Raw genomic sequence first — 19,784 nt, forward strand, 5'->3', positions numbered from 1 at the left:
GTGGACGCGGCCCGGGCGGTGCTCGACGAGGTGCCCGCCATCGAGGTCGACTACCTGGTGGTGCGCGACCCGCTGCTCGGACCCGCGCCCGGCGAGGGCCAGGCCCGGCTGCTGGTGGCGGCCCGGCTGGGCCGAACTCGGCTGTTGGACAACATTTCTGTCGACATCGGAGCGTCCGCGGGCATCGACGGACATCCGCGCGTCGGCGACGGCGACAACCACGAACTGCCCTGGAGGAACTGATGCAACGCACGATGTTGAAATCCAAGATTCACCGCGCCACCGTGACGCAGGCCGACCTGCACTATGTGGGCTCGGTGACCATCGATGCCGACCTGATGGACGCCGCCGACCTGCTCGAAGGCGAGCAGGTGACGATCGTCGACATCGACAACGGCGCCCGGCTGGTGACGTATGCCATCACCGGCGAGCGCGGCACCGGGGTGATCGGGATCAACGGCGCCGCGGCGCACCTGATCCACCCCGGCGATCTGGTGATCCTGATCGCCTACGGGGTGATGGAGGATGCCGAGGCCCGCGAGTACCGGCCCCGGATCGTGTTCGTGGACAAGGACAACAAGCAGATCGACCTCGGCGTGCACAGCCACGACCCGGCCTATGTCCCCGAGGACGTCTCCGAACTGATGTCGCCGCGCTGATGCTGCTCGCCATCGACGTCCGGAACACCCACACCATCGTCGGGTTGATCTCGGGCTCCGGGGATCACGCGAAAGTGGTGCAGCAGTGGCGGATCCGGACGGAGTCGGAGGTGACGGCCGACGAGTTGGCGCTCACCATCGACGGGCTGATCGGTGACGACTCCGAGCGCTTGACCGGGGCTGCCGGGTTGTCCACCGTGCCCTCGGTGCTGCACGAGGTGCGGCTGATGCTCGAACAGTACTGGCCGACGGTGCCGCACGTGCTGATCGAACCGGGCGTTCGCACCGGCATCCCGCTGCTGGTCGACAATCCCAAGGAGGTCGGCGCCGACCGCATCGTGAATTGCCTTGCCGCCTATCACAAGTACGGCACCGCGGCGATCATCGTCGACTTCGGTTCGTCGATCTGTGTGGACGTGGTGTCGGCCAAGGGGGAGTTCCTCGGCGGGGCCATCGCACCGGGGGTCCAGGTGTCATCGGATGCCGCGGCCGCGCGGTCGGCCGCGTTGCGCCGGGTGGAGCTGACCCGTCCGCGTTCCGTGATCGGCAAGAACACCGTGGAGTGCATGCAGGCCGGTGCGGTGTTCGGCTTCGCCGGGCTGGTCGACGGGCTGGTCAACCGGATTCGCGAGGACGTCGACGGGTTCTCCGGCGACGACGTGGCGGTGGTGGCCACCGGATACACCGCGCCGCTGGTGCTGCCCGACCTGCGCACGGTGCAGCATTACGACCGGCACCTGACCCTCGACGGTCTGCGTCTGGTGTTCGAGCGCAACCGCGACAGTCAGCGAGGCCGGCTCAAGCCCGCGCGGTGATCGGCACTCGCGTGTTCATTTAAGCTGGCATTCTGTGACCCCAGCCGATCGCGACGACGCGTCCCAGTCCCAGGCCGACCTTCCCGAGCAGTTCCGGATCCGTCAGGCCAAGCGGGAGCGCCTGCTCGCCGAGGGCCGCGATCCCTATCCGGTGACCGTGCCGCGCACGCATTCGCTGGCCGAACTGCGCGCGGCCTATCCCGAGCTGGCCGCCGACACCCAGACCGGCGACATCGTCGGCGTCTCGGGTCGCGTGGTGTTCGCTCGGAACTCCGGCAAATTGTGCTTCGCGACGTTGCAGGAGGGTGACGGTACCCAGTTGCAGGCGATGATCAGCCTGGCACAGGTGGGGCAGGAGTCGCTCGATGCCTGGAAGGCCGACGTCGATCTGGGCGACATCGTGTTCGTCCACGGCGAGGTGATCAGCTCCAAGCGCGGGGAGCTCTCCGTGCTGGCCGATTCGTGGCAGATGGCGGCCAAGGCGCTGCGGCCGCTTCCGGTTGCTCACAAGGAAATGAGCGAAGAGGCCCGGGTGCGTCAGCGTTACGTCGACCTCATCGTGCGCCCGGAGGCGCGCAGCATCGCCCGGCAGCGGGTGGCCGTGGTGCGGGCGGTGCGTTCGGCGCTGGAACGCCGCGGATTCCTCGAGGTCGAGACGCCGATGCTGCAGACGCTGGCCGGTGGAGCGGCGGCCCGTCCCTTCATCACCCATTCCAATGCGCTCGATGTCGATCTGTACCTGAGGATCGCACCGGAACTGTTCCTGAAACGCTGTATCGTCGGCGGATTTGACCGGGTTTTCGAGTTGAATCGGAACTTTCGCAACGAAGGTGTGGATTCAACGCACTCGCCGGAATTCTCGATGCTCGAGACATATCAGGCTTACGGTGACTACAACGATTCGGCGGTGGTCACGCGGGAACTTATTCAAGAGGTCGCCGACGATGCGATCGGCACGCGCCAAGTGCCATTGCCTGATGGCACTATCTACGATCTCGACGGAGAATGGGACACATTGGAAATGTATCCCTCGTTGTCCGAGGCGCTCGGTGAGGAGATCACGCCGGACACTTCGGTCGAGCACTTGTGGCGCATAGCCGACGGGCTCGAGCTTGAGATTCCGCGTGACCGTGGCTATGGACACGGAAAATTGATCGAGGAACTCTGGGAACACACCGTGGGCGAGAAGTTGTGGGCTCCCACGTTCGTCCGCGACTTCCCCGTCGAGACCACCCCGCTCACCCGGGCGCACCGCAGCGTGCCCGGGGTGACCGAGAAGTGGGACCTCTACATCAGGCGCTTCGAACTGGCCACCGGATATTCCGAACTCATCGATCCGGTAATCCAGCGGGAACGTTTCGAAGCCCAGGCCCGGGCGGCCGCCGCGGGTGATGACGAGGCAATGGTTCTCGACGACGATTTCCTCGCCGCATTGGAGTATGCGATGCCGCCGACCACCGGCACCGGAATGGGTATCGATCGCTTGTTGATGGCGTTGACGGGGTTGTCTATTCGGGAGACGGTTTTGTTCCCGATTGTTCGCCGTCACAGCAACTGAGACGTAGCAACCGAACTGCCGCGCACCACACGTTGTTGGAAATGTGCGCGTTTTGTGGCACATTGGGCGCGGGTGCAGGATACTCAGAGTTAGTCGCCAATGCGTGAGCAGAAGGGTTCGGTGCGGGGTAATGGCAAAGAAAGTGACCGTCACGTTGGTCGACGATTTCGACGGTGAAGCCACCGCCGACGAGACGGTCGAATTCGGCCTCGATGGCGTCACCTATGAGATCGACCTTTCCGCCAAGAATGCCGCCAAGCTCCGTAACGACCTGAAGCAATGGGTGGAGGCCGGACGCCGGGTCGGTGGGCGCCGCCGTGGCCGGGCCGCGGGTCCGGCGCGTGGCCGGGGCGCCATCGATCGTGAGCAGAGCGCCGCCATCCGGGAATGGGCCCGCCGCAACGGTCACAACGTGTCGACCCGCGGGCGGATCCCCGCCGACGTCATCGACGCTTTCCACGCCGCCACATAGTCGCCGCAACATTACCGATAGTTGCCAGCTCCGGACCGGTGAGAATTCCCGGTCCGGAGTTTTTCGCTAGTGGCGAACCTGAAAGGCGCGGATTTCGGAAACGAATCCCTCATCCGCGGCGTTGCTCCACTGCAGCACCAGGAGTGGACAGCCAGTCGTGGGTGGATGGGCCGGCGGAACGGACCGCCAACCTCCGCACCCGAGACGGCCGCCCATTAGAGTGGACGGCAGATACTTCGTGCGAGCTACGAGAAAACCGAGAGAACGCAGCCGTACGCGGGTATCGCTACGCGATGGAGAGCAGGTAACCACCGATGTTTGAGAGATTTACCGACCGTGCCCGCAGGGTCGTCGTCCTGGCTCAGGAAGAAGCCCGGATGCTCAACCACAACTACATCGGGACCGAGCACATCCTGTTGGGTCTTATTCACGAGGGCGAGGGCGTAGCCGCCAAGTCGCTGGAGTCGTTGGGCATCTCGCTGGAAGGCGTGCGCAGCCAGGTCGAGGAGATCATCGGCCAGGGGCAGCAGGCGCCGTCCGGCCACATCCCGTTCACGCCGCGCGCCAAGAAGGTGCTGGAGCTGTCTCTGCGTGAGGCGCTGCAGCTCGGCCACAACTACATCGGCACCGAGCACATTCTGCTCGGCCTGATTCGTGAGGGCGAGGGTGTCGCGGCGCAGGTGCTGGTCAAGCTCGGCGCCGAGCTGACGCGCGTGCGCCAGCAGGTCATCCAGCTGCTGAGCGGGTACCAGGGCAAGGAGGCCGCCGAGGCCGGTACCGGAGGACGCGGAGGCGAGTCCGGCAACCCGTCGACGTCGCTGGTCCTCGACCAGTTCGGCCGCAACCTGACCGCCGCCGCCATGGAGGGCAAGCTCGATCCGGTCATCGGCCGTGAGAAGGAAATCGAGCGGGTCATGCAGGTGCTGAGCCGGCGCACCAAGAACAACCCGGTGCTGATCGGTGAGCCCGGCGTCGGCAAGACCGCCGTCGTCGAGGGTCTGGCCCAGGCCATCGTGCACGGCGAGGTCCCCGAGACGCTCAAGGACAAGCAGCTCTACACCCTGGACCTGGGTTCGCTGGTCGCGGGCAGCCGCTACCGCGGTGACTTCGAGGAGCGCCTGAAGAAGGTGCTCAAGGAGATCAACACCCGCGGCGACATCATCCTGTTCATCGACGAGCTGCACACCCTCGTCGGAGCCGGAGCTGCGGAGGGGGCGATCGACGCCGCGAGCATCCTGAAGCCGAAGCTGGCCCGCGGTGAGCTGCAGACCATCGGTGCCACCACCCTCGACGAGTACCGCAAGTACATCGAGAAGGACGCCGCCCTGGAGCGCCGGTTCCAGCCGGTGCAGGTGGGCGAGCCGACCGTCGAGCACACCATCGAGATCCTCAAGGGTCTGCGGGACCGCTACGAGGCGCACCACCGCGTCTCGATCACCGACGGTGCCCTGGTGGCCGCGGCCACCCTGGCCGACCGGTACATCAACGACCGGTTCCTGCCGGACAAGGCCATCGACCTGATCGACGAGGCCGGCGCCCGGATGCGCATCCGCCGGATGACCGCTCCGCCAGACCTGCGCGAGTTCGACGAGAAGATCGCCGACGCGCGCCGGGAGAAGGAGTCCGCGATCGACGCGCAGGACTTCGAGAAGGCCGCGAGCCTGCGCGACCGCGAGAAGCAGCTGGTCGCCCAGCGCTCCGAGCGGGAGAAGCAGTGGCGTTCGGGTGATCTCGACGTCGTCGCCGAGGTCGACGACGAGCAGATCGCCGAGGTGCTCGGCAACTGGACCGGTATCCCGGTGTTCAAGCTCACCGAGGCCGAGACCACGCGCCTGCTGCGCATGGAGGAGGAGCTGCACAAGCGGATCATCGGCCAGGAGGATGCCGTCAAGGCCGTCTCCAAGGCGATCCGCCGCACCCGCGCCGGCCTGAAGGACCCGAAGCGCCCGTCCGGCTCGTTCATCTTCGCCGGCCCGTCCGGTGTCGGTAAGACCGAGCTGTCCAAGGCGCTGGCGAACTTCTTGTTCGGCGACGACGATGCGCTCATCCAGATCGACATGGGCGAGTTCCACGACCGCTTCACCGCATCGCGGCTGTTCGGTGCCCCTCCGGGGTACGTCGGCTACGAAGAGGGCGGCCAGCTCACCGAGAAGGTGCGTCGCAAGCCGTTCTCGGTCGTGCTGTTCGACGAGATCGAGAAGGCCCACCAGGAGATCTACAACAGCCTGTTGCAGGTCCTGGAGGACGGCCGTCTCACCGACGGTCAGGGTCGCACGGTCGACTTCAAGAACACCGTGCTGATCTTCACCTCGAACCTGGGCACGTCCGACATCTCCAAGGCGGTCGGGCTGGGCTTCAGCCAGGGCGGTGGGGAGAACAACTACGAGCGGATGAAGCAGAAGGTCAACGACGAACTCAAGAAGCACTTCCGACCTGAGTTCCTCAACCGCATCGATGACATCATCGTGTTCCACCAGCTGACGCAGGACGAGATCATCCAGATGGTCGACCTGATGATCAGCCGGGTCGGCAACCAGCTCAAGGCCAAGGACATGGCCATGGAGCTCACCGACAAGGCGAAGGCACTGCTGGCCAAGCGTGGCTTCGATCCGGTGCTGGGCGCGCGGCCGCTGCGTCGCACCATCCAGCGCGAGATCGAGGACCAGCTGTCGGAGAAGATCCTCTTCGAGGAGCTCGGCCCCGGTCAGCTGGTCACGGTCGACGTCGAGGGCTGGGACGGCGAAGGTGCCGGCGAGGATGCGAAGTTCACGTTCTCCGGTGCACCCAAGGCCCCGTCGGCAGAGCCGGATCTGGCCGGTGCCAGTGCGGCCGGTTCGACCGGTTCGTCGGCCGAGTAGCCACAGGCTCGAGAAAAAGCCCCCGCCTCAACGGCGGGGGGGTTTTTTTTCTCCGCACCGGGGTTTTCTGCGGCGTGGGGTAGGGGCTTTCTGTTATTGTCCAAATGGTGGTNTCCTGCGCGGTGGTTACGATGCTTGCTGTAATCGACAGGCAACGGAACTCTGGTGAGACTCCAGGACGGCCGCGCCACTGTTAACAGTCAGACCCTGAACCTGTCACGACACGGACTGGGACGCGAATTCCCGGAAAGGACCCGTAGATGACATCCACCGAGGCAACCAAGAGTCGGGCTGTAGACCTGTCGGCCACCAAGGCCGTGCTGTGGCTCACCCTGACGGCTTTCCTGGCGCTGCTGGCCCTCTACTTCGTCGGAATGGATCAGGGCGCCACGTCGGTGTTCGGCAACAACACTTACGTGCACGAGTTCGTGCACGATGCGCGCCACCTGCTCGGATTCCCCTGCCACTGAGCGGGCGAGGCAACCGAGTCAATGGAAAGACAATTGATCGGGCGCGGCCTATTGGCCGGCGCCCTGGCCGGCGTGCTCGCCTTCCTGTGGGCGAAGGTGCTGATCGAACCGGTCATCGGTCGAGCGATCGACTTCGAGAACGGTGTCGGTGCGGCACCTGAGGCGGGGCACTCACACGGCGGGCATACCCACGGCGGCGGCGAGAGCGCCGAGGTGTTCAGCCGCGGAGTGCAGTCCAACATCGGGATGGGCTTCGGTGTCCTGATCTTCAGCGTCGCCATGGGCGCCCTGCTGGCCGTCGTGTTCTGCGCGGTGTACGGCCGGGCCAACCTGTCCGCCCGCGCGCTGTCGGCCCTGACGGCAGGCGGCATGCTCGTCTCGCTGTGGATCGTCCCGGCGCTCAAGTACCCGCCCAATCCGCCGGCGGTCAGCCTCGACGGGACCATCCAGCAGCGGACCCTGCTGTACCTGCTGGTGGTGGTGCTCTCGGCCGCGCTGTTCGTCGGCTCGGTCCTGCTGGCACGGCGGCTGACGCCCAAGCTGGGGGCGTGGAATGCCACGCTCGTCGGGGCGGCGGACTACGTGGTGTCGATGGCGGTGGTGTTCCTGATCCTGCCGGGCATTCATGAGACCCCGTCGTCGTTCCCCGCCGACGACCTCTACGAATTCCGGTTGTATTCGCTGGGCACCCAGGTCGTCATCTGGACGACGATCGGCCTGGTGTTCGGTGCGCTGGCCTCGAAGTTGCTCGATGAGAAGAAGCAGTCCGTCGCAGCGTGATCGTCGATGAGTGAGGTCGTCCGGCTGTCGTTGGTGTCGCATGCGATGACCGACGCGACGGCGGCCGGACGATTTCCCACCGACGAGCCGCTGAGTCCGCTGGGACACCGCCAGGCCGATGCCGTCGAACTCGGTGTCGTCGACTCGGCCTACTGCGGTCCGGAGAAGCGGGCCCGTCAGACGGCCGAACTGCTGGGGCTGTCGGCGGTGGTGGAACCCCAGCTGGCCGATCTCGACTTCGGCAGCTGGCGGGGAATCGACCTGGCCGGGGTGCGAGCCGCCGACCTGGCGGTGTGGCTGACCGACCCGACGCAGGCGCCGCACGGCGGCGAATCCGTGGTGGAGCTGGTCAGGCGGGTGCGCCGGTGGATGGACGGCCTGGCCCCGCTGCAGGGACGACTGGTCGCCGTGACCCATCCGGCGGTGATCCGAGCGGCCATCCTGGTCGCTCTCGACGCTCCACCGAAGTCGTTCTGGCGCATCGACATCGCGCCGCTGAGCCGCACGGTGATGCACTTCCGGGGTCAGGCCTGGACACTGCGGAGCAACTAGTCCGGGCTATCCCACCGGTGCCATGGCGAACGCCCGCTTGGCGATCGAGAGCAACCACCCGGCCGCCGTGGGGCTGCGGAACTTCGGCCAGTTCAGCTGGAAGCTGACCACCCAGGGTTGTCCGGTGTGGTCGACCGCGTACCAACTGAAGGTCAGGTCGCCGGGCAGGTTGCCGCCCTTGGCGCCGATGTAGGTCCACTTCGCCGGGTCCAGATCGATTCCGGGCAGCGCCGAGAGGATCTGCTTGACGGGTGCGGCCGGGCCGACGGCCGAGGCCTGCAGTGCGGCGTGCACCCGGCAGATGTCGGCCGCACTGGCGAACCATTCCAGACCGTCGTTGGACGCCGGTGTGTGGGTACGGTTCGGATCTGGTTCGTACGGACGGGAATTCGTCTGCTCGAGCAGTGCCACCCGGTCGGCAGGCGAGGCGGCCTTCCACTGATCGCGCAGGTTCGGCTCACCCCAGCCGACCGAGAACACCTCGTGCATGGTCGGGAACGGGGTCATGCTGGCCGGGTCGTGGTGCCCCGCGGTCACCAGAGCGCGTTCCACTGCGGCCGTGCCCATCCGCTCGATCAGCAGGTCGGTGGCCATGTTGTCACTGGCCGAGATCATCTGCTGGGCGGCGGTACGCACGGTGATCTGTGCCCCGGGCGGAAGCTTGTCGAGCCCGGCCGAGCCCAGCTTCTTGCCTTCCTTGGTGATGGTGAGGTGATCGTCCCACTTCAACGTCCCGGCTTTGACCGCATCGGAAACCGCAAGCAGCACATAGAGTTTGAAGATCGAGGCCAGTGGCAGGGACAGGTCGGTGTTGGTCCCGGCGACCTGCTCACACTTGCCGTCGACCACCTTGGAAACCCGGTAGGAGTAGCGCGCACCGGATTTGGTCAGCTCGGTGTCGATGTCGGACCACGTGTCGATCTTCGGCGGCACCAGCGTGACGTCGAAGCGGTCGACCAGCCCGGCCTCGTTGGTCCGCAGCGCGATGTCCTGGGCCACGTTGTACGAGTTCAGCACGTGCAACGTCGCCTGGGTGGCGCCGATGTCGACGGAGGTGACCCGGAACGGGCGATCCCACCAGATCGAGTCCATCTTGGTGCCCACCAGGTCGACCTTGTCCGGCGTGGCCAGCGTGCGGACCCCGATCGGGCCGATCGGCCAGTCGGAGTTCAGCATGTCCATGGTCTGCTTGGCCCGCAGACCGGGTGGGGTGATGGTGTCGATGTGCGCGCCGTAGGACACTTCGGCCGCGGGCGCGACGTTCTGCGAACAGCCAGTGGCCAGGGCCGCGGCAACCGCTGCGACGGCCGTCAGGCCGACCGTGCGGTGCAGCAGCGTCCGGCCGCGGCTACCCCTGGGCAGCGGGCCCTGCAACGTCCAGCACAACCTCGAACTCCAGCAGCGAAGCGCCGGTGGCCACAGGGTTCGCCTGCTGACCCTTGTGTGCCTCGATGGCCGGACCGGAGGCCCAGGCCTGGAAGGCCTCTTCGGTCTCCCACTGCGTCACCACGAAATAGCGGTTTTCGCCCTTGACGGGGCGCAGCAACTGGAAGCCGAGGAACCCCGGCTGGTTGTCGACGGCGTGTGCACGGTGCGCGAACCGCTTCTCCAGTTCCGGGCCGGCGTTGGGCGGGACCTCGATGGCGTTGATCTTCACGACGGGCATGGCGTTCAGGCTACCGTGGCGGCCCGGCAAGATAACGGGATGGTCACAGATCTGCTCACCCGTCGCGGGGGCCGTGGCGAGCCCATCGTCCTGGTGCACGGCCTGATGGGCCGCGGCACCACCTGGTCGCGCCAACTGCCGTGGCTGACGGATCTGGGCGAGGTCTACACGTATGACGCGCCGTGGCATCGCGGGCGCGACGTGGTCGATCCGTATCCGATCAGCACCGAGCGATTTGTGGCGGATCTGGGCGACGCGGTCGCCGCGCTCGGGCGTCCGGCCGCGATGGTGGGCCATTCGATGGGCGCCCTGCATTCCTGGTGCCTGGCCGCGGCGCGCCCTGAGTTGGTCAGGGCGGTGGTGGTAGAGGACATGGCCCCAGATTTCCGTGGGCGCACCACCGGTCCGTGGGAGCCCTGGGTGCATGCGCTGCCCGTCGAATTCGGCTCGGCGCAAGAGGTCTACGACGAGTTCGGGCCGGTGGCCGGGCAGTACTTCTTGGAGGCGTTCGACCGGACCGCCACCGGCTGGCGGCTGCACGGGCACCCGCAGTGGTGGCTGGACATCGCCGCCCAATGGGGGACGCGGGACTACTGGCGGCAGTGGCAGGCGGTCGGGGTGCCGGCCCTGCTGCTGGAGGCGGGCAACTCGGTGGCGCCGCCCGGCCAGATGCGCCGGATGGACGAGATCGGCCAGGCGACAACGTATCTGCACGTTCCCGGGGCGGGCCACCTGATTCACGACGATGAGCCCGAGGTCTATCGCCGGGCGGTCACCGAATTCCTAACGGCGCTCGCCTGACGCTCCGGCGCTGGGCCAGGACGGCTGACGTTCGAAGCGGGTGCGGATGGCGTCGAGGTCATGGCCGGCGCGGTAGCTCTCGTAGTCGGGCTGACCGACCGTGAACGGGATGTCGAACAGGTCCAGCCGGAACCGCATGAGGTTGTTGCGCCGAGCCGCCCAGCTCACAGCCGCGGCGACCACGAAGGGCGAGGCCAGGATGATCAAGGCGATTGCAACAGTCATGGCAGTAATTGTTGTTGCCGACATATCCCGCCAACAGTGGCAGCGCTGACACCTTGCGATAAAATGCTGCCATGCTGAGAAGCGTTTCCACGCTGGTGCTCGACGGCCTGGCGGTCTTCGAGTTCGGCGTCATCTGTGAGGTTTTCGGGATCGACCGCTCCGCCGACGGGGTGCCGAACTTCGACTTCAAGGTGTGCGGCCCCGAACCCGGCAAGCCGCTGCGCACGTCGGTCGGAGCGACCCTGACGCCCGAACACGGCCTCGACGCCCTACAGGGTGCCGACCTGGTGGCGATCCCGGCGATCGGCACCTCGGACTACTTGCCCGAGGCGCTCGACGCCGTGCGCGCGGCGGCCGATGCGGGTTCGATCATCCTCACCGTCTGCTCGGGCGCCTTCCTGGCCGGTGCCGCCGGTCTGCTGGACGGCCGGCCGTGCACCACGCACTGGATGCATGCCGATGCGCTGGCCCGCAAGTACCCGACCGCCAAGGTGGACCGCAACGTGCTGTTCGTCGACGACGGCAACCTGATCACCAGCGCAGGTACCGCCGCCGGGATCGATGCCTGCCTGCACCTGGTCCGCCGTGAGCTGGGCAGCGAGGTGACCAACAAGATCGCCCGGCGCATGGTGGTCCCACCGCAGCGCGACGGCGGGCAACGTCAGTTCATCGACCAGCCGATCCCGGTGCGGTGTTCGGAAGGCTTTGCGCCGCACCTGGATTGGATCATGGGAAACCTGGACAAGCCGCACACGGTGACGACCCTGGCCAGGCGGTCGGCGATGTCCACCCGCACCTTCGCCCGGCGGTTCGTCGAGGAGACGGGCACCACGCCCATGCAGTGGATCACCGACCAGCGCGTGCTATACGCGCGCCGGCTGCTCGAAGAGACCGACCTCGACATCGACCGGATCGCCGGGCAGGCCGGTTTCGGCACCGCGACGCTGCTGCGCCACCACTTCCGCCGGGTCATCGGCGTGACCCCGTCGGACTACCGGCGCCAGTTCGCCTGCGGCACCGACGCTGCTGCCGAGGAGGCGACGGCCTGACTGGTCAGCCGTCGGGCTGGCAGGCGACGTTCACGTAGACCGTGTTGTGCTTCGTCGGGTCGATCCGGCGGCCGTCCGCGTCGATGTTCGAGTCGGACAACCCGTGCACGCCGGTCACCCGGCAGTTCGACAGGCCGGTGTTGGCGTTGGAGTTGATCTGGACCTGATAGCCCCGGTTCTGTAGCTCGCGAACGGTGTCGGCGGCCGAACCGATGCCGGACGGTGCCGCGGCGGCCGGGGCCGCGAGGCCGAGGCCCACGGCCAGGGCGACCGCTGTACATCCGAAAGTCGCCGAGAATTTCCTTGACATGCATCCGTTCTATGTGGTGGAGAACGGATTTGGGATAGCGCGACCCGAATTCATGCCGATCTCATGTAATTTCACCTTCGCCGGCCAGCGCGAACCGTCCGTCGGCAGTTTGCTCGACGAGGCCGTCGACCAGGAGCGAGTCCAGGGCGCGGTCCCGCTGGGCGGTGTCGGTGAGCCAGGCCACGTCGAGTTGCGCGCGCGTCACCGGAGAACTGCTGTCCCGCAGCACGTCCAGCAACCGGCCGCGGACCTGGCGGTCGGTCCCGGCGTACCGCTGGACGCGCTTGGCGACGGCAGCGGCCGGGTAACCCGCGGTGCGCCAACGGCATCGGCTCAGCGGGCAGATCCCGCACTGTGGAGACCTGGCCGTGCACACCGTGGCGCCGAGCTCCATCAGTGCGGCGGAGAACGTCGGTGCGGTCTCGTCGGCCGGCAGCAGTGCGGCCACGTCGTCGAGGTCGCGGGTCCGGGCAGGTGCGTCGGCCTGCCCGCGCAGCACCCGGGTGACCACGCGGCGCACGTTGGTGTCCACCACGGGGACGCTGGCCGAATAGGCGAAGCAGGCCACCGCACGCGCGGTGTAGGCACCGATGCCGGGCAGGGTCAGCAGCGTCTCGACGTCGGACGGCACCACATCGCCGTACTCGTCCGCGATCACCACCGCGCATTCGTGCAGGCGTTTGGCCCGTCGCGGGTAGCCGAGCTTGCCCCAGGCCCGCAGCACCTCGGCCGAACCGGCAGCCGCGGTGGCCGATGGCGTCGGCCACCGCTCGATCCAGGCCAGCCAGATCGGCTCGACCCGGGCCACCGGAGTTTGCTGCAGCATGAATTCGCTGACCAATATCTGCCACGCTGTGACGCCTGATTTCCGCCACGGCAGGTCGCGCTGGGCGTGCCGATACCACCGCACCAGCTCATCCGAGTCGATGGTCATCGGCACCTCATGCAAAATGGCTTATATGCCCAACTCGAATCCCGTGTCCGCATGGAAGGCACTCAAGGACGGTAACGCCCGCTTCGTCGCAGGCGAACCGCAGCATCCCAGCCAGGACATCGCCCGGCGGGCCAGGCTGACCCACGGGCAGAAGCCCACCGCCGTGGTGTTCGGCTGCGGTGACAGCCGCGTGGCCGCCGAGCTGCTGTTCGACCAGGGCCTCGGCGACATGTTCGTGGTGCGTACCGCCGGCCACGTGATCGACAACGCGGTACTGGGATCGATCGAGTACGCGGTCTCCATCCTGGAGGTCCCGCTGATCGTGGTCCTCGGACACGACAGCTGCGGTGCGGTCAAGGCGGCCATCAACGCCCTCGACGAGGGTCAGGTGCCCGGCGGCTATGTCCGCGACATCGTCGAGCGGGTCACACCGTCGATCCTGATGGGTCGCCACGCCGGCCTGAGCCGGGTCGACGAGTTCGAGGCCTACCACGTCAAGGAGACGGTGACACAGCTGCAGATGCGTTCGGCCGCGATCTCCAACGGCCTTGCCGCCGGCACCCAGGCCATCGTCGGTGCCACCTACCACTTGTCCGACGGCCGGGTGGAGCTGCGCAGCCATCTGGGCGACATCGGCGAAGTCTGAGAATTTTGCCGGCCCGCCGACACGCCGGGTCGCCTCGGGCAACTGTGCATGACCTGGGCTTACCGTGAAACCTGTGTTGGATCTCGAACCCCATGGGCCACTGCCCGCACAGATCTACTGGCGGCGCAGGGCGCTGGCGATCGGAATCGCGGTAGTCGTCGTGGGGATCATCGCCGCGATCGTCGCGGTGATCGTGACGAGCAGTTCCGGAGCTGAGACCAAGCCCGCCGACGAACCCGCTGCCGCTGCCCAGCCGACGCCGCTGCCGGGGGAGAACCCCGAAGTCAAGACCCCGGTGGTGCCTCCGGCGCAGCATGCGCCCGCGCCGACGGCCACGCCGACGGCCGCGGTCACTCCGCCACCGCTGCTGAAGGAGGGCGACGACTGCCCGGATTCGACGCTGGCGGTCAAGGGCATCACCAGCCAGCCCGAATACGTGGTGGGAGATCAGCCGAAGTTCACCATGGTGGTGACCAACATCGGCCTGGTGGCCTGCAAGCGCGATGTGGGGGCCGCGGTTCTGGCCGCCTACGTGTACTCGCTGGACAACAACCGGCTGTGGTCCAACCTGGACTGCGCACCGTCCAACGAGACCCTGGTGAAGACGTTCAACCCGGGCGAGCAGGTGACGACCGAGGTGACCTGGACCGGCATGGGCTCGGCCCCGCAGTGCCCGATGCCGCGTCAGCCGATCGGGCCCGGCACCTACAACCTGATGGTGCAGCTGGGCAATCTCAGATCCGCCCCGGTGCCGTTCATCCTGGCTCAACCCAATCCGCAGCAGCCGGCCCCGCCGCCCGCCGAGGGTGCACCGGCGGCGGAGATTCCCGCGCCGGGTAACTGAGTCAGGCCAGCCGGTCGGCGATGGTCGATTCGGCCAGCAGCGACAGACCCTCACGGATGTGCCGCGCCCACATCGAGCCGATCCCGTCCACCGACTGCAGGTCGTCCGCGCTGGCGGCCAGCAGCCCCTGCAGTGAGCCGAACGAGCGGACCAGCAGATCGACGTGGGCGAACTGCAGTCGTGGGATCCCGGCCATTGCGCGGTAGCCGCGCGAACTCATGGCCGAATCCTGCGCCTCGGCTGTCGATGGGTAACCGAAAACCCTTGCCAGCGTGGTGAAGTCGAGCAACTCGTTGTCGGTGAGGGCATCGAGCTCGTCCAGCGTCGCGTGGACCTGCGCGGCGGTCGGCGGGTCCGGCAGGGCGTGGTAATCCCGCACGATCAGCTCGCGTGCGGCCTCGTTGTCGCCGACCAGTTCGTCGAGCTGCAGCTTCAGCTGGCGGCCGTCGGTGCCCAGTTCGACGACGTCGGCGTCGATCTCCAAGCTGATCCGGCGCACCATCTCCAGGCGTTGCACCACGGTCAGGACGTCGCGCAGGGTCACGAAGTCTTCGATCTCGGCGGTGGACAGCTGCTTGCTCACCTCGTCGAGCCGGCCTTTGTAGCGCTCCAGCGTGGCAATGGTCTGGTTGGCCCGCGACAGGATGGTCGCCGAATCGGGCACCACATGGCGCTCCCCGGCGACATAGACCGTCACGATGCTCATCGAGTGGCTGACCGATATCACCGGATAGCCGGTCTGGATGGCGGTGCGCTCGGCCGAGCGGTGGCGGGTCCCGGACTCGTCGGTCGGGATCGATGGGTCCGGCACCAGCTGCACGTTGGCCCGCACGATCCGGCTGCCGTCGCTGGAGAGCACCACGGCGCCGTCCATCTTCGAGAGCTCACGAAGCCGGGTCGGGGCGTAGCGCACGTCCAGGGCGAACCCGCCGTCGCAGATGGCCTCGACGCTGTCGTCGTAGCCCAGCACCACCAGCGCGCCGGTCTTACCACGCAGGATGCGTTCCAGGCCGTCGCGCAGCGGGGTGCCGGGCGCCAGCCGCCCGAGGGTCTCCCGCAATGTCGGCCGCGCCAGATGCACGACGGTGCGGCTCGTCCTGGCACCGGAACTCACGGCCATCAGCTCTCCTAGGGTCGGCCGCTATTGTCCGTGATCGGATTGATTGCTGGCAATCGCGATGTCTTTGAGTGCCCGGATTGCGGCCCCGATGTGATCGACGGTGATGGCCCGCAACCCGGCGGGCACACTGGTGACCCCGGGTGGCACCACGGCAACGTTGAACCCCAGCCGCGCCGCTTCGGCCAGCCTGCGGTCCATGCCGGTGACCCGGCGCAGATCGCCGACCAACCCGACCTCGCCGATCACCACGGCGTTCATCGGCAATGCGATGCCCAGGTAGGCCGACGCGATGGCCAGGGCCACGGCCAGGTCCGAGGACGGGTCCGTGAGCCGCATCCCGCCGACGGTGGACAGGTAGAGATCGTTGTTGCCGATGGGCAACCCGCAGCGGGTCTGCAGCACCGCCCCGATCATCGACGCGCGGGCCGAGTCGATACCGCTGACCGCGCGCCGTGGCGGCCCCACCGGATGCGCGTGCAGCGCCTGCACCTCACCGATCATCGGGCGCTTGCCGTCGAGCGTGACCGTCACCGCGGTACCGGGAACCGCGGCCGGACGCTGATCCAAGAACAGCCCGGACGGGTCGCTGACGCATTCGATTCCGTTGTCGTGCATCTGGAAACAGCCGACCTCGTCGGCCGCGCCGAATCGGTTCTTGACCCCGCGCACCAACCGGAGGCTCGACGTGTGGTCGCCCTCGAAGTGCAGCACCACGTCGACGAGGTGCTCGAGTGAACGTGGGCCGGCGATTGCTCCGTCCTTGGTGACGTGCCCCACCAGGATCATGGCCACCGCCGGGTCGCCGACGGCGGTCTTGGCGTAACCGGTCAGCGTGGTGGTCACCGCGCGCACCTGCGTCACGCCACCGGTCACACCGTCGGCCTCGGTGGTGGACATGGTCTGCACCGAATCGACCACCACCAGACTGGGTTTGACCTCGTCGATGTGGCCGAGCGCGATCTGCAGATCGGATTCGCCTGCCAGATAGACGTTTTCGTGCTTACAGCCGGTGCGTTCAGCGCGCAGCCGGATCTGACCCGCCGACTCCTCACCCGACAGATACAGCGCGCGCCGCCCGGTGTGCGCCCAGCGGTTGGCGACCTCGAGCAGCAGGGTGGACTTGCCGACGCCGGGATCCCCGGCCAGCAGCGTGACCGAACCGGCGACCAGACCGCCGCCGAGCACCCGGTCCAGCTCGCTGACGCCGGTGGGGTAGTGCCGGGTGATGCCCGGATCGATCGAGNCGGGCTTCCGGATCGGCAATGCCACGGTTCAGGTGATCGGCAACCGGCCCAAGATCGGGCCGCGCCGGGACGAGGCTCAGCAGCTGCTCTCGGAGTTGATCGGGGCCCCGGTATCGGTCTCGGCGACCACCACCGACGGGCTCGGGCTGACCGGCCGGGGCGAAGGTTTGGCCGCGATAGCCAGCGCTTTGGTGGTTCCGGCCGAATAGGCCGGTAAGCTGGCACGTCGTGACCGATCGCGCTCAAGCTGCCGAGTCGGGGTTTGCCTCCGATCTGCGGCTGTACGACACCATGGCGGGTGCCGTACGTGATTTCGTACCGCTGCGGCCGGGGCACGCTTCGATCTACCTGTGCGGTGCCACCGTCCAGGGCTTGCCGCACATCGGCCATGTCCGTAGCGGAGTCGCGTTCGACGTGCTGCGCCGCTGGCTGACCGCCAATGGATACGACGTTGCCTTCATCCGCAATGTCACCGACATCGACGACAAGATCCTCAACAAGGCGGCCGATGCCGGCCGGCCCTGGTGGGAGTGGGCCGCGACGTACGAGCGGGCCTTCAGCGCCGCGTACGACGCGCTGGGCGTGTTGCCGCCGTCGGCCGAGCCCCGGGNTTGGTCAGGGTGACCTTGGCGGTGACGGCGTCGGCGGCCTCGGTCTGCTCCAGCGGCTTCAGCTGGCCGTCGGGTTCGCCGACGATGAGCACTCCACCGGCCGGGATGGTCTGGTCGCCGGACAGGGCCACCTCGCCGACATTGGACGTGATCGAGACGAGCTTGTTGGGCTCCTCGACGGATCCGTTGGCCGCGACGAACAGCAGTTCGGCCTCGGAGCCTGCCTCGACGTAGTCCTTCTGCTGCGGCGCCCGCAGGTGGACGTTGCGCAGCGCGACGGAGCCGGCCTGCGCATTCACGCCGTTGACCGCGGGTTCCTGGGTCGCCGTCTGGGAGACCTGCCCGGCGCTGCAGCCGGTGAGAACGGCTACGGTCAGGCCACATGCGGCCAGACCGGCCGAGGCGCGCATTGCGAAGCGGTTCACTCAAGCCTCCTGAGCTGGGTCGGCGTACTTCGACTATGCAGAGTAGTAGGTGCCCGCGGCGGGTGGAATGCGAGGGCTTGGCAGAGGGGTCGCCGGAGTGCGGATCGAGGCCACAACGGCTTTGCGGGGCCGCCCATTTCGGGCCTCCGGAGGCGGCCGCGGTTGCACGGTTTCGTCACCATGTCAACCCCTGTTCTTCACCTGCAGTGCCCCTGACCTGCGCAGTTGGTGCGCGTGTGATCCAGGCCCGTGTTAGCATGGAGTAGCGAAAGGGGCTCGAATCAGATGATTTTCAAGGTCGGAGACACCGTCGTCTATCCACATCACGGTGCTGCGTTGATCGAGGCGATCGAAACCCGGACCATCAAAGGCGAGCAGAAGGAATATCTCGTACTGAAGGTCGCCCAGGGTGATCTGACCGTTCGAGTACCCGCAGAGAACGCCGAGTATGTCGGTGTCCGCGACGTCGTGGGCCAGGAAGGCCTCGACAAGGTTTTCCAGGTGCTGCGCGCGCCGCACACCGAAGAGCCGACCAACTGGTCGCGCCGCTACAAGGCCAACCTCGAGAAGCTGGCCTCCGGTGACGTGAACAAGGTTGCCGAGGTGGTCCGGGATCTGTGGCGGCGGGATCAGGAACGCGGCCTGTCCGCGGGTGAGAAGCGAATGCTGGCCAAGGCGCGGCAGATTCTGGTCGGCGAGCTCGCGCTGGCCGAGAACACCGATGACGCCAAGGCGGAGACCATCCTCGACGAGGTTTTGGCCGCCGCGTCCTGACGGGTCGTGGCAACAACTGTCGCGGTCGTCCCGGCTGCCGGCTCTGGTGAGCGGCTAGGCGCGGGCAGGCCGAAAGCGTTCGTCAATCTGGGGGACAAACCCCTGCTGGAGCATGCCCTGAACGGGCTGGTGGTCTCCGGAGTGATCGACAAGGTCGTGGTCGCGGTTCCGCCCGCGCTCACCGACGAGGCCACCCTGGTCTTCGGGGAGCACGCGCAGATCGTGGCCGGGGGCGCCGATCGAACCGAATCGGTGGGGCTGGCCTTGGATGCGGTGGCAGCCGCAGGCGATCCCGATTTCATCCTCGTACACGACGCCGCCCGGGCGTTGACCCCTCCGGCGCTGATCGCCAGGGTCGTCGCGGCGCTGGCAGAGGGACACGCGGCCGTCGTTCCCGGTCTCCCGCTGGCCGACACCATCAAGGCGATCGATGCCAACGGTGCGGTGCTGGGCACACCGGAACGCGCAGGTCTGCGTGCCATCCAGACCCCGCAGGGGTTTCGCACCGACGTGCTGCGTCGCGCCTATCAGCGGGCCGGGTCGGGTGTGGTCACCGATGACGCGTCGCTGGTCGAACAGATCGGTACGCCCGTGCAGGTCATCGACGGCGACCCGATGGCGTTCAAGATCACCACGCCGATGGACCTGTTGCTCGCCGAGACCGTGATGGCCCGCGCCACGTGATGATCCCCAGGGTCGGTCTCGGTACCGACGTCCATCCGATCGAGCCGGGCCGGCCCTGTTGGCTGCTGTGCGTGGAATTCGAAGGCGCCGACGGCTGTGCCGGCCATTCCGACGGCGACGTGGCCGCCCATGCCCTGTGCGACGCGCTGCTCAGTGCGGCCGGGCTCGGCGACCTCGGCGGGGTGTTCGGCACCGACCGGCCGGAATGGCGTGGGGTCACCGGCGCGGACATGCTCCGTCATGTGCGGGAGCTGGTGCAGCAGGCGGGCTTCCGGATCGGCAATGCC

The 19,784-nt window shown here is 67.3% G+C and carries 21 protein-coding genes and 5 pseudogenes; 18 read left to right on the forward strand and 8 right to left on the reverse strand.

Annotated elements, in window-relative coordinates:
• The 9 genes and pseudogenes from BN4332_RS26460 to BN4332_RS26500 all read left to right on the forward strand — a co-directional run.
• Positions 1-243, forward strand: a pseudogene (locus tag BN4332_RS26460) (pantoate--beta-alanine ligase); the annotation flags it as partial.
• Entirely contained in the window at positions 243-659 is a 417-nt protein-coding gene (gene panD / locus BN4332_RS26465) for an aspartate 1-decarboxylase (protein ID WP_066902396.1), read from the forward strand. The pseudogene BN4332_RS26460 and the gene panD, both read left to right, overlap by 1 nt.
• The gene (locus BN4332_RS26470) at positions 659-1,474 is read left to right on the forward strand and encodes a type III pantothenate kinase (protein ID WP_066902397.1); all 816 of its coding nucleotides are present in this window, start codon (positions 659-661) and stop codon (positions 1,472-1,474) included. Before panD ends, BN4332_RS26470 begins: the two co-directional genes overlap by 1 nt.
• 34 nt (positions 1,475-1,508) lie before the next feature.
• A complete protein-coding gene (gene lysS / locus BN4332_RS26475) occupies positions 1,509-3,032 on the forward strand; it encodes a lysine--tRNA ligase (RefSeq protein ID WP_066902398.1) in 1,524 nt (507 codons plus the stop codon).
• Between the two features lie 130 nt (positions 3,033-3,162).
• Complete coding sequence (lsr2, locus tag BN4332_RS26480) at positions 3,163-3,504, forward strand: histone-like nucleoid-structuring protein Lsr2 (protein ID WP_066902399.1); 342 nt, start codon at positions 3,163-3,165, stop codon at positions 3,502-3,504.
• 314 nt (positions 3,505-3,818) lie between these two features.
• Positions 3,819-6,362 (forward strand): ATP-dependent protease ATP-binding subunit ClpC, encoded by a 2,544-nt coding sequence (gene clpC1 / locus BN4332_RS26485; RefSeq protein ID WP_066902400.1) that lies wholly within the window; start codon positions 3,819-3,821, stop codon positions 6,360-6,362.
• A gap of 260 nt (positions 6,363-6,622) precedes the next feature.
• Entirely contained in the window at positions 6,623-6,832 is a 210-nt protein-coding gene (locus tag BN4332_RS26490) for a CbtB domain-containing protein (RefSeq protein WP_066902401.1), read from the forward strand.
• Positions 6,833-6,853: 21 nt separating this feature from the next.
• Positions 6,854-7,612 (forward strand): CbtA family protein, encoded by a 759-nt coding sequence (locus tag BN4332_RS26495; protein ID WP_066902402.1) that lies wholly within the window; start codon positions 6,854-6,856, stop codon positions 7,610-7,612.
• Between the two features lie 6 nt (positions 7,613-7,618).
• Positions 7,619-8,164: a histidine phosphatase family protein gene (locus tag BN4332_RS26500; protein WP_066902403.1), complete on the forward strand. Its 546-nt coding sequence runs from the start codon at positions 7,619-7,621 to the stop codon at positions 8,162-8,164.
• A gap of 6 nt (positions 8,165-8,170) precedes the next feature.
• Here BN4332_RS26500 and BN4332_RS26505 read toward each other — a convergent pair whose 3' ends face one another.
• Both BN4332_RS26505 and mhuD read right to left on the reverse strand, forming a co-directional pair.
• On the reverse strand, positions 8,171-9,550 hold the full coding sequence (locus BN4332_RS26505) for a serine hydrolase (RefSeq protein ID WP_200820356.1): 1,380 nt from the start codon (positions 9,548-9,550) through the stop codon (positions 8,171-8,173).
• Positions 9,513-9,830, reverse strand: coding sequence for a mycobilin-forming heme oxygenase MhuD (mhuD, locus tag BN4332_RS26510; RefSeq protein WP_066902404.1), 318 nt, complete (start codon positions 9,828-9,830; stop codon positions 9,513-9,515). The genes BN4332_RS26505 and mhuD overlap by 38 nt, the downstream gene beginning before the upstream one ends.
• 39 nt (positions 9,831-9,869) lie before the next feature.
• Between mhuD and BN4332_RS26515 the strand changes: the two genes are divergently transcribed.
• On the forward strand, positions 9,870-10,631 hold the full coding sequence (locus BN4332_RS26515) for an alpha/beta fold hydrolase (RefSeq protein ID WP_066902416.1): 762 nt from the start codon (positions 9,870-9,872) through the stop codon (positions 10,629-10,631).
• On the opposite strand, the gene BN4332_RS26520 is transcribed toward BN4332_RS26515, so the two are convergent.
• Complete coding sequence (locus BN4332_RS26520) at positions 10,614-10,856, reverse strand: hypothetical protein (protein ID WP_066902405.1); 243 nt, start codon at positions 10,854-10,856, stop codon at positions 10,614-10,616. The two genes, BN4332_RS26515 and BN4332_RS26520, sit on opposite strands and share 18 nt — an antisense overlap.
• Before the next feature lie 71 nt (positions 10,857-10,927).
• Between BN4332_RS26520 and BN4332_RS26525 the strand changes: the two genes are divergently transcribed.
• Positions 10,928-11,905 carry a GlxA family transcriptional regulator gene (locus BN4332_RS26525; RefSeq protein ID WP_066902406.1) on the forward strand — a complete coding sequence of 326 codons (978 nt, stop codon included), beginning with the start codon at positions 10,928-10,930 and terminating at the stop codon, positions 11,903-11,905.
• 4 nt (positions 11,906-11,909) lie between these two features.
• On the opposite strand, the gene BN4332_RS26530 is transcribed toward BN4332_RS26525, so the two are convergent.
• Positions 11,910-12,215 carry a hypothetical protein gene (locus BN4332_RS26530; RefSeq protein ID WP_066902407.1) on the reverse strand — a complete coding sequence of 102 codons (306 nt, stop codon included), beginning with the start codon at positions 12,213-12,215 and terminating at the stop codon, positions 11,910-11,912.
• A 61-nt stretch (positions 12,216-12,276) separates the two neighbouring features.
• Positions 12,277-13,149, reverse strand: a complete 873-nt coding sequence (locus tag BN4332_RS26535; protein WP_066902408.1) for an iron-sulfur binding domain-containing protein — start codon at positions 13,147-13,149, stop codon at positions 12,277-12,279.
• A gap of 25 nt (positions 13,150-13,174) precedes the next feature.
• Here BN4332_RS26535 and BN4332_RS26540 point away from each other — a divergent pair, with 25 nt between their 5' ends.
• Together BN4332_RS26540 and BN4332_RS26545 are read left to right on the forward strand one after the other, a co-directional pair.
• Positions 13,175-13,795, forward strand: coding sequence for a carbonic anhydrase (locus BN4332_RS26540; protein ID WP_066902409.1), 621 nt, complete (start codon positions 13,175-13,177; stop codon positions 13,793-13,795).
• Positions 13,796-13,868: 73 nt separating this feature from the next.
• A complete protein-coding gene (locus tag BN4332_RS26545) occupies positions 13,869-14,639 on the forward strand; it encodes a hypothetical protein (protein WP_200820357.1) in 771 nt (256 codons plus the stop codon).
• A gap of 1 nt (position 14,640) precedes the next feature.
• On the opposite strand, the gene disA is transcribed toward BN4332_RS26545, so the two are convergent.
• Positions 14,641-15,759, reverse strand: a complete 1,119-nt coding sequence (gene disA / locus BN4332_RS26550; RefSeq protein WP_066902411.1) for a DNA integrity scanning diadenylate cyclase DisA — start codon at positions 15,757-15,759, stop codon at positions 14,641-14,643.
• Between the two features lie 21 nt (positions 15,760-15,780).
• Positions 15,781-17,004, reverse strand: a pseudogene (radA, locus tag BN4332_RS26555) (DNA repair protein RadA); the annotation flags it as partial.
• Between the two features lies 1 nt (position 17,005).
• Between radA and BN4332_RS26560 the strand changes: the two are divergent.
• Both BN4332_RS26560 and BN4332_RS26565 read left to right on the forward strand, forming a co-directional pair.
• A pseudogene (locus BN4332_RS26560) lies at positions 17,006-17,212 on the forward strand (2-C-methyl-D-erythritol 2,4-cyclodiphosphate synthase); the annotation flags it as partial.
• A gap of 19 nt (positions 17,213-17,231) precedes the next feature.
• Positions 17,232-17,612, forward strand: a pseudogene (locus BN4332_RS26565) (class I tRNA ligase family protein); the annotation flags it as partial.
• Here BN4332_RS26565 and BN4332_RS26570 read toward each other — a convergent pair.
• Positions 17,611-18,039 (reverse strand): annotated as a pseudogene (locus BN4332_RS26570) (copper chaperone PCu(A)C domain-containing protein); the annotation flags it as partial. The pseudogenes BN4332_RS26565 and BN4332_RS26570 overlap by 2 nt on opposite strands.
• Before the next feature lie 285 nt (positions 18,040-18,324).
• On the opposite strand from BN4332_RS26570, the gene carD reads away from it, so the two are divergent.
• The 3 genes from carD to BN4332_RS26585 all read left to right on the forward strand — a co-directional run.
• A complete protein-coding gene (gene carD, locus BN4332_RS26575; RefSeq protein ID WP_003921720.1) occupies positions 18,325-18,813 on the forward strand; it encodes an RNA polymerase-binding transcription factor CarD in 489 nt (162 codons plus the stop codon).
• A gap of 6 nt (positions 18,814-18,819) precedes the next feature.
• Entirely contained in the window at positions 18,820-19,497 is a 678-nt protein-coding gene (gene ispD, locus BN4332_RS26580; protein ID WP_066902414.1) for a 2-C-methyl-D-erythritol 4-phosphate cytidylyltransferase, read from the forward strand.
• Positions 19,494-19,784: 2-C-methyl-D-erythritol 2,4-cyclodiphosphate synthase (locus BN4332_RS26585; RefSeq protein ID WP_200820358.1), on the forward strand; the 291-nt coding region annotated here is incomplete at its 3' end. The genes ispD and BN4332_RS26585, both read left to right, overlap by 4 nt.

This window comes from Mycolicibacterium houstonense (assembly GCF_900078665.2).
Taxonomy (GTDB): domain Bacteria; phylum Actinomycetota; class Actinomycetes; order Mycobacteriales; family Mycobacteriaceae; genus Mycobacterium; species Mycobacterium houstonense.

What these genes read in the sequence shown, in the direction of transcription:
- BN4332_RS26535 (WP_066902408.1), bottom strand. Translation starts at nt 13,149, where the DNA reads ATGACCATCGACTCGGATGAGCTGGTGCGGTGGTATCGGCACGCCCAG.
- carD (WP_003921720.1), top strand. Translation starts at nt 18,325, where the DNA reads ATGATTTTCAAGGTCGGAGACACCGTCGTCTATCCACATCACGGTGCT.
- BN4332_RS26495 (WP_066902402.1), top strand. Translation starts at nt 6,854, where the DNA reads ATGGAAAGACAATTGATCGGGCGCGGCCTATTGGCCGGCGCCCTGGCC.
- mhuD (WP_066902404.1), bottom strand. Translation starts at nt 9,830, where the DNA reads ATGCCCGTCGTGAAGATCAACGCCATCGAGGTCCCGCCCAACGCCGGC.
- lsr2 (WP_066902399.1), top strand. Translation starts at nt 3,163, where the DNA reads ATGGCAAAGAAAGTGACCGTCACGTTGGTCGACGATTTCGACGGTGAA.
- BN4332_RS26530 (WP_066902407.1), bottom strand. Translation starts at nt 12,215, where the DNA reads ATGTCAAGGAAATTCTCGGCGACTTTCGGATGTACAGCGGTCGCCCTG.
- disA (WP_066902411.1), bottom strand. Translation starts at nt 15,759, where the DNA reads ATGGCCGTGAGTTCCGGTGCCAGGACGAGCCGCACCGTCGTGCATCTG.
- BN4332_RS26540 (WP_066902409.1), top strand. Translation starts at nt 13,175, where the DNA reads ATGCCCAACTCGAATCCCGTGTCCGCATGGAAGGCACTCAAGGACGGT.
- BN4332_RS26525 (WP_066902406.1), top strand. Translation starts at nt 10,928, where the DNA reads ATGCTGAGAAGCGTTTCCACGCTGGTGCTCGACGGCCTGGCGGTCTTC.
- BN4332_RS26490 (WP_066902401.1), top strand. Translation starts at nt 6,623, where the DNA reads ATGACATCCACCGAGGCAACCAAGAGTCGGGCTGTAGACCTGTCGGCC.
- BN4332_RS26470 (WP_066902397.1), top strand. Translation starts at nt 659, where the DNA reads ATGCTGCTCGCCATCGACGTCCGGAACACCCACACCATCGTCGGGTTG.
- panD (WP_066902396.1), top strand. Translation starts at nt 243, where the DNA reads ATGCAACGCACGATGTTGAAATCCAAGATTCACCGCGCCACCGTGACG.
- BN4332_RS26515 (WP_066902416.1), top strand. Translation starts at nt 9,870, where the DNA reads ATGGTCACAGATCTGCTCACCCGTCGCGGGGGCCGTGGCGAGCCCATC.
- clpC1 (WP_066902400.1), top strand. Translation starts at nt 3,819, where the DNA reads ATGTTTGAGAGATTTACCGACCGTGCCCGCAGGGTCGTCGTCCTGGCT.
- BN4332_RS26500 (WP_066902403.1), top strand. Translation starts at nt 7,619, where the DNA reads ATGAGTGAGGTCGTCCGGCTGTCGTTGGTGTCGCATGCGATGACCGAC.
- BN4332_RS26520 (WP_066902405.1), bottom strand. Translation starts at nt 10,856, where the DNA reads ATGACTGTTGCAATCGCCTTGATCATCCTGGCCTCGCCCTTCGTGGTC.